This window comes from Longimicrobium sp. (genome assembly GCA_036387335.1).
In the GTDB taxonomy this organism is placed as follows: Bacteria; Gemmatimonadota; Gemmatimonadetes; order Longimicrobiales; family Longimicrobiaceae; genus Longimicrobium.
Map to the genome: position 1 here is coordinate 40060 of DASVTZ010000042.1, position 13401 is coordinate 53460.

General features: G+C 70.7%; 12 protein-coding genes. All 12 read left to right on the forward strand.

Annotation, left to right across the window (positions count from 1 at the left end):
- Positions 1-16 precede the first annotated feature (16 nt).
- A complete protein-coding gene (tssB, locus tag VF647_04085) occupies positions 17-1492 on the forward strand; it encodes a type VI secretion system contractile sheath small subunit (GenBank protein ID HEX8451251.1) in 1476 nt (491 codons plus the stop codon).
- Positions 1493-1540: 48 nt separating this feature from the next.
- The gene (gene tssC / locus VF647_04090) at positions 1541-3028 is read left to right on the forward strand and encodes a type VI secretion system contractile sheath large subunit (GenBank protein HEX8451252.1); all 1488 of its coding nucleotides are present in this window, start codon (positions 1541-1543) and stop codon (positions 3026-3028) included.
- Positions 3029-3120: 92 nt separating this feature from the next.
- The gene (locus VF647_04095; protein HEX8451253.1) at positions 3121-3603 is read left to right on the forward strand and encodes a type VI secretion system tube protein Hcp; all 483 of its coding nucleotides are present in this window, start codon (positions 3121-3123) and stop codon (positions 3601-3603) included.
- Positions 3604-3605: 2 nt separating this feature from the next.
- Complete coding sequence (gene tssE, locus VF647_04100; GenBank protein HEX8451254.1) at positions 3606-4079, forward strand: type VI secretion system baseplate subunit TssE; 474 nt, start codon at positions 3606-3608, stop codon at positions 4077-4079.
- Positions 4076-5893, forward strand: coding sequence for a type VI secretion system baseplate subunit TssF (gene tssF, locus VF647_04105; GenBank protein ID HEX8451255.1), 1818 nt, complete (start codon positions 4076-4078; stop codon positions 5891-5893). The genes tssE and tssF overlap by 4 nt, the downstream gene beginning before the upstream one ends.
- Positions 5890-6948, forward strand: coding sequence for a type VI secretion system baseplate subunit TssG (gene tssG / locus VF647_04110; GenBank protein HEX8451256.1), 1059 nt, complete (start codon positions 5890-5892; stop codon positions 6946-6948). Before tssF ends, tssG begins: the two co-directional genes overlap by 4 nt.
- A gap of 227 nt (positions 6949-7175) precedes the next feature.
- On the forward strand, positions 7176-7775 hold the full coding sequence (locus VF647_04115) for a hypothetical protein (GenBank protein HEX8451257.1): 600 nt from the start codon (positions 7176-7178) through the stop codon (positions 7773-7775).
- A gap of 55 nt (positions 7776-7830) precedes the next feature.
- Entirely contained in the window at positions 7831-8394 is a 564-nt protein-coding gene (locus VF647_04120; protein ID HEX8451258.1) for a type VI secretion system baseplate subunit TssG, read from the forward strand.
- Between the two features lie 50 nt (positions 8395-8444).
- Entirely contained in the window at positions 8445-9305 is an 861-nt protein-coding gene (locus tag VF647_04125) for a hypothetical protein (GenBank protein HEX8451259.1), read from the forward strand.
- A 293-nt stretch (positions 9306-9598) separates the two neighbouring features.
- Positions 9599-11284 (forward strand): EAL domain-containing protein, encoded by a 1686-nt coding sequence (locus VF647_04130; GenBank protein ID HEX8451260.1) that lies wholly within the window; start codon positions 9599-9601, stop codon positions 11282-11284.
- A gap of 176 nt (positions 11285-11460) precedes the next feature.
- The gene (locus tag VF647_04135; protein HEX8451261.1) at positions 11461-12345 is read left to right on the forward strand and encodes a hypothetical protein; all 885 of its coding nucleotides are present in this window, start codon (positions 11461-11463) and stop codon (positions 12343-12345) included.
- Positions 12346-12584: 239 nt separating this feature from the next.
- The gene (locus VF647_04140; protein HEX8451262.1) at positions 12585-13283 is read left to right on the forward strand and encodes a hypothetical protein; all 699 of its coding nucleotides are present in this window, start codon (positions 12585-12587) and stop codon (positions 13281-13283) included.
- Positions 13284-13401: the final 118 nt, after the last annotated feature.

Sequence of the window (13401 nt, forward strand, 5' to 3'; positions counted from 1 at the left end):
TTCAGGAGCAGATGCAATGATCAACGAAATGCAGCACTGGCTGGGCAGCAACCGGCCGCCCCGGGTGCAGATCACCTACGACGTGGAAACGCTGAACTCCACCGTCCAGGCCGAGATCCCGTTCGTGGTAGGGATCATCGGCGACTTCGCCGGGGACACCACGCTCCCCGCGATGGCCGACCGCCGCTTCACCGAGATCGACCGCGACAACTTCGCGACCGTGATGAGCGGCCTGGCACCCACGCTCAGCATCACGGGCATCCAAAGCCGCACAATCCAGCGAGGCGGCGGCAACGGCAACGTCGCGGTCCCCGACGGCACCGGCCCGCTCACGATTGAAAGCCTGGCGTTCACGAAGCTGGACGACTTCGGCCCGGCGACCGTGATCCAGAACATCCCCCAGCTGAAGGCGCTCATGACGCAACGCCAGCAGCTTTCCACGCTGGCCGCACGGCTGGACACCAGCCGAACGCTGTCTACAACGTTCTTCCCGCAGGTAGCCCCGCTGACCTTTGCCGCTGCCACGACGGCCATCGCCGCCGCGGACGCCGCGCTCAGCACCGCCATCACATTACTCGGCACCGCGGTGGACGCAACGGTGGCGGCAGATCCGGACGTGCCCACCAACGGGCTCACCGTCGCGACGGACTCCACGTACACCTCCAACCTGAACGCCGCGAAAGGCGCCATCAAAACGTGGCAGGCTTCGCCTTCCACCGGCAGCAATGCCATGGCCGCGTCCAGCGCCATCGCAACGCTCCAAGCTACCGCAACTACGGTGAGCAACGACCTGAGCAGTGCGCTCGTTCAGATTCACGCGATCACGGACCCCTGGCAGACGACGCCCAACCCGCCGGCCGCCCAGACCAATGCGGTGACTGCCACCAGCACCGCAGGCGCGGCGGCCGTTGCTGCCTTGTCCGCGTTTGCCGAGCTGGACGCGTACGTCAGGAGCATCCTCGCGCTCAATCCGTCCGACCCGCCGGCCGCGCCCCAATGGACGTTCGACGGCGCCACCGCGGCCATCAACGCCGCCGATGGCGTGCTCACCGCGGTCGTCAAGGTCTTCGACGCGGCGGCTGATGCGGCGAAGGCGGCCGGAGCCACCGGAACGGACGCCCTCAAGACGACGGTCGACGGCGAGCAGGGTTCCAGCAGCGCGTACGGTACGGCGCTCACCGGCGCCACGTCCGCAATCACTGCCTGGAATGGCGCACCCACCAGCGGTGCCAAGGCAACGGACGCATCGGGGAAGATCCAGGCGCTTGCGGCGGCAGCGGCGACGGTAAACACCGCGATTCGCGCGCAGCTCACAACGCTGCACGGGCTCACCGATCCCTGGGTCAGCAACGCGAAGACGCCGCAGCAGACCGCCGCGGTGACTGCCGTGAACGCCGCCGACGCCGCTGCCGCCACCGTGGAGCCCGCGTTCATGGCACTGCCCGGGTATGCCGCCGGCCTCCTCACCGCCAACCCGTCCACGAGCGCCTGATTCGGCACCTCGCGTTCATCCATTTCACCCTTTCCGGAGTTCGTACCCATGATCGACACGCAGACGACCCTCACCGGTTCCACGGCCGCCCTCGCGCGCGTCCAGGTTGGGAACATGGCCCTGGTGAGCGATAGCGCGCTGGCCACGGAGTTCACCACCCAGGTTTCGAACGGCAATATCATCTTCACCCCGGGCAAGCCGCTGGCGTATGCCATCCTGCAGCGCATCACCGAGCTGGACCTGCTGCTGAGCGCCATGGTAAGCGACATCCTGCACGACTCCACGTTCCAGGCGCTGGAGGCGTCGTGGCGGGGCCTGCAGGGGCTGGTGATGAACACCGACACCTGCGACATGCTCAAGCTGCGCGTGCTGAGCGCCACGGCCGCCGAGCTGTACGCCGACCTTTCCAACGCCATCGACCCGGACCAGAGCGCGCTGTTCAAGAAGCTGTACGAGGAGGAGTACGGCACCTTCGGGGGCAACCCGTACGGCGTGCTGCTCTACGACTACGAGTTCGGCCGCGGCCCGGACCACGTCAACGACATCGACCTGGCCAAGCGCCTCTCCGGGGTGGCCGCGGCGGCGCACGCCCCCCTGATCGCCGCCGCCGATCCTTCGCTGTTCGACGCCGACTGGACGGACTACACCCGGCTCGGCGTGCCGCGGGACCTGTCGAAGATCTTCGAAAGCCTCGACATGCTGCCGTGGGCGGAGCTGCGGGCCAAGAACGACGACTCGCGGTACCTGTCGCTGGTGATGCCGCGGGTGCTGATGCGCCTGCCGTACGGCCTCGAAACCGACAAGGTGACCGGCATGACCCCGGTGGACGGGATGGACTTCGAGGAGCCGACGCTCGTGCACGCCGACTACCTGTGGGGCACCGCGGTGTGGGCGCTGGGGCAGCGCATCACCGACGCGTTCAGCCAGTTCCAGTGGTGCGCGGCCATCCGCGGCAAGGAGGGGGGCGGCCTGGTGAGCGACCTGCCGTGGCACACCTTCACCACCCCCGCCGGCGACGTGACGGCCAAGGTGCCCACCGAGGTGGCCATCACCGACCGGCGCGAGAAGGAGCTGAACGACCTGGGCTTCATCGCCCTGTGCTACGAGAAGGGGACCACCGACGCGTGCTTCTTCGGCGGCGCCACCGTGCAGAAGCCGGCGGTCTACACCAACCCCGCCGCCAACGCCAACGCCAAGGCCTCGGCGCTGCTGCCGTACATGCTCACCGCGTCGCGCTTCGCCCACTACATCAAGAAGATGGTGCGCGAGAAGGTGGGCAGCTTCCAGACGCGCCTCGAGCTGGAGAACTACCTGAACAACTGGATCGCCGACTACGTGCTGATCAACGACGACGCGTCGCAGACGTCCAAGGCGAGCTACCCGCTGCGCGCTGCGCGCGTGGACGTCACCGAGGTGACGGGCTCGGTGGGGTCGTACAACGCCACCGTGTTCCTGCAGCCGCACTTCCAGCTCGAAGAGCTCACCGCCTCCATCCGACTGGTGGCGAGCCTCCCCGCGGCGCCGTCGGCGTCCTGAGCCCGAACCCGCCCGCCGGACGCGCGAAAGGCGCGTCCGGGGGCACCCCCTGATCCGCGAACCGCAACCAACCACCGAACGAGGAACGAACCATGGACATGATCCTGATGAAGGTCCCCAGCGTGACGGGAACCAGCATGGTGAAGGGATTCGAAGGGCAGATCGAGCTGATGTCGTACAGCCACGGCATCTCCATGCAGGTGACCGGCGACGTGAGCAACGCCGAGCGCACCTCGGGAAAGCCGCGCCACCAGGACTTCCACGTCACGAAGTACATGGACCAGTCGTCGCCCACGCTCTACCAGAAGCTGTGCCAGGGTGCCGACCTGGGCGCCGTGATCGTCACCGTGGGCCGCAACGACAACGGCACCGTGATCCCGCTCATCGTCTACACCTTCGGCCAGGCGATGCTGTCGTCGATGAGCGTGGGCGGCGGCGGGGGCGACAAGCCGGTCGAGTCGCTGTCCATCAACTACGGCTCCATCCAGTGGGCCTACCAGGCCCAGAAGGAAACCGGCGGCAAGGGCGGAACGGCGTCCACCAGCTGGAACGTGGCCGACAACTCGGCCAAGTAGCCATGGCCAACCCCTCTCCCCGTCCGGCGCCGCCGGCGCCCGCGCTCCTCTTCGACCGCCTGGCCGACATGGACCTGGCCGCCCCCCGGGAGCGGGTGCCGCTGCGCGCGCTGGACGGGGAGCAGCTCCGCGCCTCGGTGCTGCGCGAGCTGGGCGACCTGCTCGACACCCGCTCCTCGTTCACCGAGGCGGAGCTGCAGCGTCGCGCCCGCACCACCCTTGAGTACGGCGTGCCGGGCGGCGGCCCCGCCTACCCGGCCGACGCCGCAACCCGCGGCGACCTGGCGGCGCGCCTGCGGGCCGCCATCGCCGCCTACGAGCCCCGGCTGAGGAACGCCGAGGTCACCGTGCAGCCGGTGCACGGGCGGCCGCTGGAGCTGGTGGCGCAGGTGCGCGCGGTGCTGGCGGCGGGGACCGCCCCGGTCCCCGTCGGGTTCACCCTTCCACTGGGCGCTCCCCGCCCCAGGACGCCATGAGCGAGCTGCCGCCCCAGGGGCTGCTGGACTACTACAACGCCGAGCTGGCGTACCTGCGCAACGTGGGCGGCGAGTTCGCCGCCGCGCACCCCAAGGTGGCGTCGCGCCTGCAGCTGGGCGCGCACGAGTGCCCCGACCCGCACGTGGAGCGGCTGATCGAGTCGTTCGCCTTTCTCACCGCCCGCCTGCATCGCACCCTGGAGGTGGAGGTGCCGGGGATCTCGTCGGCGCTGCTGGAGGTGCTGTATCCGCACTACCTGGCCCCGGTGCCGCCGGTGACGGTGGCCGAGCTGGCGGCGGAGGCCAGGCCCGGCACCCCGTACGAGGTGCCCGCCGGGACCCCCCTCTTCGCCGCCAACGCCGACGGCAGCGGCGAGGTGTGCCGCTTTCGCACCGGCTACCCCGTGACGCTGCATCCGCTGCAGGTGGGCGAGGCGGCGCTGGAGCCGGCGGCCGCGTACCCCTTCCTGCGCGGGGTGCCCCGCGCCGTGCAGGTGGTGCGGGTGCGGCTGGACCCGCAGGGCGTGCCCATGGCCCAGGTGCGGCCCGGCCGCCTGCGCTTTTACCTGGGCGGCGAAATGAGCACGGCGGCGGTGCTGTACGAGCTGCTGTTCGGGCACCTGCTGGGGGTGGCGGTGCTCTCCGACGGCCAGCTGCCCGAGGGCGGGCCGCGGATGCTGCCGCCCGGCGCGCTGGCGCCCGTGGGGCTGGGCGCCGGCGAGGGGCTGCTCCCTTCCCCCACCACGGCGCACCCCGCGTACCGGCTGCTGCAGGAGTACTTCACCATCCCCCGCAAGCTGCTCTTCTTCGACCTGGACGGGGTGGACCGGCACCGGGCCGAGGAGTACGTGGAGCTGCTCTTCGTGCTGGACCGCCGCGCGCCCGGGCGGCTGGCGGTTTCCGCGCAGAACTTCCGGCTGGGGTGCACGCCGGTGGTGAACCTGTTCGAGCGCCTTTCCGAGCCGCTGCGGGTGGACCAGCAGCGCGTGGAGTATCGGCTGGTAGCCGACGCGCGCCGCGAGCGCGTGACCGAGATCCACTCGGTGCTCGAGCTCACGGCCGCGCCCGGCGGCGGGCAGGCGGCGGTGTTCGAGCCGTTCTACTCGTATACGCACGCCATGGACGCCGGGCAGCGCACCTTCTGGCATGCGCGGCGGGTGCCCTCGCAGCGCGCGGGGCTGCCGGGGAGCGACGTGATGCTCTCCTTTCTGGACCTGCGGGGGGCGCACGTGGCCCCGCCCGCGCAGACGGTGTGGGGGCGGGTGCTGTGCACCAACCGCCGCCTGGCCGAGCAGCTCCTTCCCGGCGACCCGCTGCAGATGGAGGTAGCGGCCCCCGTCCGCTCCGTCACCGTGCTGCATCCGCCCTCGCCCGCGGTGCAGCCGCCGCTGGGGGCGCAGGCGCTGTGGCGGCTGGTCTCGCAGCTGTCGCTGAACCACCTCTCCCTGGCGGGCGCCGACGCCGACGCCAGCCTGCGCGCCCTGCAGGAGATGCTGCGCCTGTACGCCGCCTGGGGCGACCCCACCGCGGAGGTGCAGGTGGGCGGCCTCCGGAAGCTCACCGCCACCCCGGGCGTGCGCCGCGCGGGCACGGCGCCGTGGTCGGGCTTTGCCCGGGGCACCGAGATCGAGCTGCTGATGGACGAGGCGGCGTACGACGGGGGGAGCGCCCTGCTTCTGGCCACGGTGCTGGACCGCTTCTTCGCGCTGTACGCGTCGCTCAACTCGTGGACGCGGCTCTCGGTGCGGCGCCAGGGGAAGGAGGGCGTGTGGAAGACGTGGGACGCCCGCATCGGCGACCGGCCCCTGCTGTGAGCGCGCCGCTGCTGGCCCGGCTGCGGGCGCACCCCGGCGCCTTCGACTTCTACCAGGCGGTGCGCCTGCTGGAGCGGACCGGCCACGCCGTCGCCAGCCCGGGCGAGGGCGCCGACCCGGCGGCCGAGCCGGTGCGCTTCCGGGCCGCCAACGACTTCGCCTTTCCCCCGGCGGACCTGGTGTCGGTGCGCGCGGAGCCCGGCAGGCAGCCCGAGATGACGGTGGCGTTCCTGGCGCTGGGCGGCGCGCAGGGCCCACTCCCCGTGCCGCTGGCCGAGCGGGTGCAGGACCGGCTCTCCGACAACGACACCGCCACCCGCGACTTCCTGGACCTGTTCCACCACCGCCTGGTCTCGCTGGCCTACCGCATCGGGAGGCGGACGCGGCCGGTGCTGCAGGAGGTGCCGCCGGAAGAGACGGAAACCGCGGGCTACCTGCGGGCGCTGGTGGGGCTGGGCACGCCGGGGCTGCGGGGGCGGCTGCCGGGGGTGGACGACCGGGCGCTGCTGGCCCGCGCCGGGCTGCTGGCGCACGAGGTCCGCTCGCAGGCCGGACTGCGGGGGCTGCTGGCCGACCACTTCCGGGTGCCGGTCGATGTCGAGCCGCTCGTCGGCCGCTGGCTGCCGATCCCCGCCGACCAGCGGACGCGCATCGGGCGCACGGGCGCCAGCCGCACGCTGGGGATGGACGCGGTGCTGGGCGCGCGCTGGCACGATCCGCAGGCCGCAGTGGGCATCCGCCTGGGGCCGATGGGGATCGACCTCTACCGCTCCTTCCTCCCGGCCGACCCCGTGACGGGCGACCCTGCGGACGGCCGCGCGTTGGTGGAGTTGCGCGAGCTGGTGCGCTTCTACGCCGGCGTGGAGACCGACTTCGTGGTCACCCTGGTCTTGCGCGCCGCCGAGGTGCCGCGGGCGCGCCTCTCCGCGGCACGGGCGGACGTATCGCCGCGGCTGGGGTGGAGCGCGTGGGTGAGGACGCGGCCGCTGGGCGAAGATCCCGCGGTGCTCGTGGACCCGGCGGAGGGCTGCGGCTGCGCACGCGTCACACGCTGACGCCCCCAGTTCCGGTTCCAACTCACGTCCGCGCCACGCCAACGGCGCGGCATCATCACACTACGGAGGTCGCAATGCCTTTCGCAATCGGAGAATACGTTCGTGTGGACGATGGGGGTCCTGCCTGGTACGGCCAGGTCGTCCACCCTCTCGGGGGAGGAGGGTACAGGGTTCGACACGGGGGTACGGGGGGCGGCTCGACGATCACCCGTGATCTAGAGGAGGCCATGCTTTCCCCGATCATCCCGGGAAGAAGGGTGGCCCCGGAACACAATTCCTACAGGGCCCGCGCGAACTGGCAGCGCCTCGGCAATATGGCTCGTACACAGGCGAAATTCGGAACCACGACGCCCGGCGCCGGACGCCTGGGTCTGGCCGGGACACGGGGCGGCAAGACGGACAGCCTGACGAAATATATGAAGGCGCTGGAGGGAGCCGCGGATTTCCCGTTCCGATGGCGCATCGCCGACACGGAACTCAGCAGGGATTTCGCCGACTTGATCGACGGGCGCCCCGTGACGGCGCGTTCCGTGGTCCAGAGCGAGCGCGACCTGGAGCCCGTGCTGTCCGTGCCGTTCGTCATGCTGCAACGCCGCGAAGTCTTCATCGGCCCGCCGCTGCGCATTGGCGGGACCATGACCGTCAACCACGCTCACCTGGCTCGTCTAGCCTCCAGTGTCATCTTCGCGGGACAGATGACGTTTGGAAGGGCAGCGCCAAACAAGCATGTGCTTTTGGAATGGAATGCCGATTCCGGAGGTTACCGCAGCATCGACACGCAGGCCCCCAGGACGGGTTTACCGATGCAGAAATACCGAACGCTATGACGGGTGCGGCACGCCCTCCACTCGTCCGCAGGCACGCGGCGTGGGTGCCGGGCGCATGGGCACGGGGGCAGCGCGGTGGGTGCCGCGGGGGAGCGGCGGAGGGGGCGCGTGGGTGTGGGAGGAGATCGCGGCGGCGCCGGCCGACCACTTCGGGGCGCCCGTCCAAGTCGAGCCGCTCGTGGGCCGCTGGCTGCCGATTCCGGACGACCAGCAGACGCGCATCGGGCGCACGGGCGCCAGCCGCACGCTGGGGAGCGACGCCGTGCTGGGCACGCGCTGGCACGATCCGCAGGCCGCCGTGGGCATCCGCCTGGGGCCGATGGGGATCGACCTCTACCGCTCCTTCCTCCCCGCCGACCCCGTGACGGGCGACCCGGCGGACGGGCGCGCGCTGGTGGAGCTGCGCGAGCTGGTGCGCTTCTACGCCGGCGTGGAGACCGACTTCGTGGTCACCCTGGTCCTGCGCGCTGCCGAGGTGCCCCGCGCCCGCCTCTCCGCCGCCCGCACGGCGGAGTCGCCGCGGCTGGGATGGAGCGCGTGGGTGCGGACGCGACCGTTTGCCGGAGACGCCGAGGCGCGGATCGATCCAGGGACAGCGTGCGGGTGCGCAGGGGCTTAGTTTTCACGCCACGGGCTTCGTTCTAACTCACCTACACGAGGCGAGGACGCATGTCGCAGGAAAATCTCGACCGGTTCATGGCCAACATTCGCAAGACAAACAAGGGCTTCCGCAAGGCCGCCAGTAGTCTTAAGGGCCTGCTGGACTACCTGGAGCAAACGAAGACGGCCCCCAAACCCCTGGAGGACGACTACGAAGCCCTGGCAAAGTGCGGCGACAGCAATGATCCGCGCCTTAGAAAGTACAGGTGGGCGATAGAACTCCTTGTAAAGGCGTGGGGAAAGCCCGTTGGCGCTCCGCTCGAAAATGCTTCCTCCTCCTCCTCCTCCTCCTCCTCGCCGGCAGACCTGTTCACGCCTAGCAGGCCCGTATTGGACGTAAAGGGGACGCCACCGCCGTACCGAGGGGTCAAGCAGAGATATGCCGTGTACAGCGAAGGACCCCCCATCGGCACCACAGGCTTGATGAACTGTCTGGGGATCGTGATCTACAACCAGGCTGGCCAGTGCGGCATTGTCGCGCACGTGGAAGCCGCCGCCGCCGCCGATTACCCCGCGGTGGTGGACGGGGCCTTGGAGACAATGATGCAAACGCTCAACAAGGGAAAGGCAAGGGGCGGAGACCTCTCGGTGGTGCTGCTCGGGAACGCTGCCGGCGGCGACGACCTTACCAAACGGCTTGGGGAAAGCGTGACCAAGCACGTGACACGCTTGCGGCAGAATACCCCCGACTTTCAGGACCTGCGCACAAACCGCGGATCAAATGTCCACGGCGCGCAATCGTCGGTCTACAAAGGTAAATGGGGTGGGTGCGTCCTGGATCCAAAAAACGGTATCCTTTGGATAGCTTACTTTCTTCCGCCCGGGGACGAGAGCAACGTCAACGGCGTCTCCCAGTTCGACATCCAGTGATCATGGTATGGGCCCCGTGAATCACCACTTCCCGGCTACCCATGATGCTGCTGCGGGTAATGGCAAATCACCCCATGGAGCGAAGGTGGAAGGTGCCGCGCCCGCGCGCGCTGGTGGGGCTGGAAACGCCGGGGCTGCAGGGGCGGGGGCTTCTGGGGGCCCCGGTTCCGTTCAGACGTGTATCCGCCAACCCGTGTTCGGTTACCCTCTCCCCGTGGGCCCCGTCCGTGGCTCCGGGGTATCTGGTGGGAGACGCGTGCCCTTTGCGGCGGAAGCCCCTACCCACCTCCCCGATGAGCGAGAGCAGCGCCCGCCCCCGGCAATCCCGCGCCACCCGCCCCGGCCGCAACCCGGCGCCCGGCGCGCTCGCGGAGGCCCTCTTCGCGGGAGTGGAGCGCGGCGCCGAAGGCTTCTTCCTCCTCGACTTCGACGCGCACGTCCGCTTCGTCAACGCCGCGGCGGAGCGGGCGCTGGGGCGCGGCCGCGACTCGCTGGTCGGCCGCTGCATCTGGGACGAGCTCCCGGAGCTGCGCGCCGCCGGGCTGGAGCCGCTCCTCCATGCCGCGTGCGTGGGCGAAGGCGCGGCGGACGGCGAGCTCCGCCTCGGCACGCCGACGCGCTGGTACCGCGTGCGCGCCTTCGCGGACCGCGAGGGGACCGGCGTCTTCCTCCTGGACACCACCGCCGAGCACGCGCTGGGCGAGAGCGAGGCGCGCTTCCGCCGAGCGCGGCACGACCCCCTCACCGGCCTCGCCGACCGCGCGGAGTTCGTGCGCGAGGTGCGCGAGGCGGACGACGCGTTTGCCGTGGTCTGCCTGGACGTGGACCGCGTGGAGCGGGTGAGCGAGGGCGTCGGCTACGCGGCCGGCGACCGGATGCTGGTGGAAGCCGCCGCACGTCTGCGCGCATCGCTCGGCCCCGAGCACACCCTGGGAAGGCTCGGCGGCGCCGCCTTCGCCGTCCTCCCACGCGGCGTACGCGACGCGGTGGGGGTGCGGCGCCTCTGCGAGCGGATGCAGTCCGCGCTGGCGCAGCCGTTCGCCGTCGATGACCACACCGTCGTCGCCGCGGCGGCCATGGGCGTCGCGCTCGCCGCCGACGATGGCGACGCCGAGGCGCTGGTGCGCGGCGCGGAGGTGGCGATGCAGCGCTCGCGCACGGCCGGCGGCGCGCGCGTGCAGTGGTACGACCGCGCCATGCACGCCCAGACCCGCGCGCGCCTCCGCCTGGAGTGCGACCTCCGCAACGCGATGGAGCGCGGCGAGCTGCACCTCCACTTCCAGAGCGTCGTCGATATGGCGACGGGGCGCGCGGTCGGCGCGGAGGCGCTCCTGCGCTGGAACCACCCGGAGCGCGGTCCGATTTCACCCACCGAGTTCATCCCGGTCGCCGAGGAAACGGGGATGATCGACGCGCTGAGCGATTGGGTCCTTCGCGAGGCGTGCCGCGCCCTTCCCGCGCTCAAAGCGGCGGGCGGCGACGGGTTCACGCTCTCCATCAACCTGTCCGCGCACCAGTTCGCCTGGGGGAACCTGGCCGAGCGGCTGGGCCGCACGCTGCACGAGACCGGCACCGCGCCGCGCGACCTCGCGGTGGAGATCACCGAGAGTGCGCTGCTCGGCCGGCTCGACGCGGCGGCGCACGTCCTCCGAGATCTGCGCGCGGCGGGGATGCGGGTATACATCGACGACTTCGGCACGGGCTACTCCTCGCTCGCCTACCTCCACCGCCTGCCGATGGACGCCATCAAGGTCGACCGGTCGTTCGTGGAGGGGCTGCGCGACGAGCCGTGGAGCCGCCAGGTGGTGTCGTCCATCGTTACGCTGGCGGGGAGCCTGGGCGTGCGCGTGATCGCCGAGGGCGTCTCCGAACCCGTGCAGCACGAGATCCTGCGCGAGCTGGGATGTGGCTACGCGCAGGGCTTCCTCTTCTCGCGCCCGGTCCCGGCCGACGCGCTCTGCGCTCTTCTGCGCAGGTGAGCCAAGCCCGCAGCGGGCAAGTCGGGCTTGTGACGTGTTCCGCAAACGCGGAACGCCACGCCGTGGCCCGTAGCACACGCACGTCCCGCAAAGCTGGCGTTTCGTCCACTTTGGCTGCATTTTGGGAAAGCCGGATTGCGCCCTCTGCAATCCTTCCGCCCCTTCCCCCGCCTTTGATGGACAGCGTCCATACCCCGACCCTGCGCGAGATCGACCGGCAGATCCACCTCCTGCGCGAGGCGGCGCTCCGCTTCGGCACGGAGATGAACATGCTGGAGCGCGTCACCTGCGACCACGACGCGTGCACGCGCCCGGGCTGCCCGGACGCGGCGGTGGAGACGCTTACGCTGGGGCGCATCCTCGGAGTGCTCGCCGGGGAGTGGGACCCGGACGACCTCCCGGAAGACCCCGGGGTGGGGCCGATGGAGCTGCTCCGGCAGGCAATGCTGGAGTTCGGGAGCGCGCTGGGGTTCTTTGCCTGTGACTGCAGCGAGGAGTGGTGCCCGAAGCGCAAGCCGCACGCGCTCACCACGCTCGATCTGCTGGCCGTGGTGGCGGGGGAGTGGCACGCGCGCGCCGGCTGCCTCTTCCGCTGCCAGCATTCCATCGGCGCCGACCGCATCGCGCAGACGGAGGCGAAGCTGGACCTCAACCGCGCGCTCCTGGGCGGCTTCCGCGAGCGGCTGGAGGGCACGCACGCTGTTGAGCGTAAAGCGATCGCAGCGCGCTCGCGCGAGGCCGCGAAGACGCTGACGTACCGGGAGGCGCGCGCCGCCGCCACGCACGCCATCGAGGTGTGGGTGATGGAGCGCGGCTACCACGACGCGGAGGTGGACCGGATCCACCACTTCCTGCGTGAGCTCCCCGGGGGTTGGGATGAGCCCACCGCGGGTGCCTTCGTGCGCGCCGTCACCGATGCGGTGGATGCCCTGCTGGTGAGGGACGTACTCGCCGCGGAGATGTTCGACGTCCTCTTCGCCGCAGTGGAGCCCGCCATCCCCAACGCCGGCCTCCAGGCCGCCCCCGCCGGCGCGAACACCCGCTGGGCACGCCTCAACTGACAAGGCGGGGAAGAGAGACCTTCCGCGCTTTCTCCGCATCCACAACGTCACACCCGATGCCCACGCTGACCGGCTTCTGAAGAGCGTTGCCGTGCCGGGTGCGCCACGAATCGCACGCTTCAGATTGAAAGCGGTGCCCCGTCTGGCGTGAGATGGCCGAAATCGTTCTTTCGTGCGGGGGTAGGGGCGCGTATTTTGGTACCACGCGCTTCCGCAGCTCCCCCGCTCCCCGATCGCCGGTGCCCAAGACGCCCACCCGCAAGAAGGCGGATCTCCCGCTGGAGGTTTCCGTCGAGCACGACGTGGATTCCGGGTTCTGGACCCAGTTCAACCAGACGCCGGCGCGGCCTCGCGAGCGCGTGGACCTCGCCCTCAAGACTCGCGGCAAGCCGGGGAAGTGGCTCCACGATTCCCTCCTGGCTCGCGGCATGGAGGGGATCTCGTCGTACAGCACGGTGCACCGCTACCTCACGGGCGCGGTGGACAACCCGCCGATCAGCTTCTGGGAAGAATCCGCGGCGGTGCTGGGGTTCCGCACCGGCTGGATCATCCTGGGCGAGGGCGAGCCGACGGACGAGGGGGAGCAGCGGCGGCTGCGAATGCGGAAGAAGGAGCGCGACGACGCCATCGACGAGGCCATCGCCTCCGAATTCCCCTACCTGAACGAGCTGCGCGGCCTGGGGCGCACCGCCGTCCGGGAGGCGCACGTGGAGCTGGTGCGCCGTGCCGAGCGCCACCTGCGCGCGTCCGAGGCCGACTACGACTCCGCGCGGCTCCGCGTGGAGATCGGCGAGGAGCTGGGGCGCGCGCTGATCCAGCCCCTGCGCATGTCGCGCCGCATGGGCCGCCTCCGCGACCGCCTCACCGACCGGCAGATCCACGACTACACCGTGCTCCTCGTGCAGGCGATCCTGGCGGTGCTGCCGGTGGAGCAGTAGGGGGGGCGGTTCGATAAGCTGGGGCTCGACCCGGCGGTTGAAACCGCTGCAACAACGGCGGGAAGCCTGCCTTCGCAGGCTTGGCGGGGTCGCATCCGGGTGCGGGAACGCGCCGGCG

Excerpts from the sequence above, each read along its gene's own strand:
- tssB (HEX8451251.1), top strand. The coding sequence starts at position 17 with ATGATCAACGAAATGCAGCACTGGCTGGGCAGCAACCGGCCGCCCCGG.
- tssC (HEX8451252.1), top strand. The coding sequence starts at position 1,541 with ATGATCGACACGCAGACGACCCTCACCGGTTCCACGGCCGCCCTCGCG.
- VF647_04095 (HEX8451253.1), top strand. The coding sequence starts at position 3,121 with ATGGACATGATCCTGATGAAGGTCCCCAGCGTGACGGGAACCAGCATG.
- tssE (HEX8451254.1), top strand. The coding sequence starts at position 3,606 with ATGGCCAACCCCTCTCCCCGTCCGGCGCCGCCGGCGCCCGCGCTCCTC.
- tssF (HEX8451255.1), top strand. The coding sequence starts at position 4,076 with ATGAGCGAGCTGCCGCCCCAGGGGCTGCTGGACTACTACAACGCCGAG.
- VF647_04115 (HEX8451257.1), top strand. The coding sequence starts at position 7,176 with ATGCTTTCCCCGATCATCCCGGGAAGAAGGGTGGCCCCGGAACACAAT.
- VF647_04120 (HEX8451258.1), top strand. The coding sequence starts at position 7,831 with ATGGGCACGGGGGCAGCGCGGTGGGTGCCGCGGGGGAGCGGCGGAGGG.
- VF647_04125 (HEX8451259.1), top strand. The coding sequence starts at position 8,445 with ATGTCGCAGGAAAATCTCGACCGGTTCATGGCCAACATTCGCAAGACA.
- VF647_04130 (HEX8451260.1), top strand. The coding sequence starts at position 9,599 with ATGAGCGAGAGCAGCGCCCGCCCCCGGCAATCCCGCGCCACCCGCCCC.
- VF647_04135 (HEX8451261.1), top strand. The coding sequence starts at position 11,461 with ATGGACAGCGTCCATACCCCGACCCTGCGCGAGATCGACCGGCAGATC.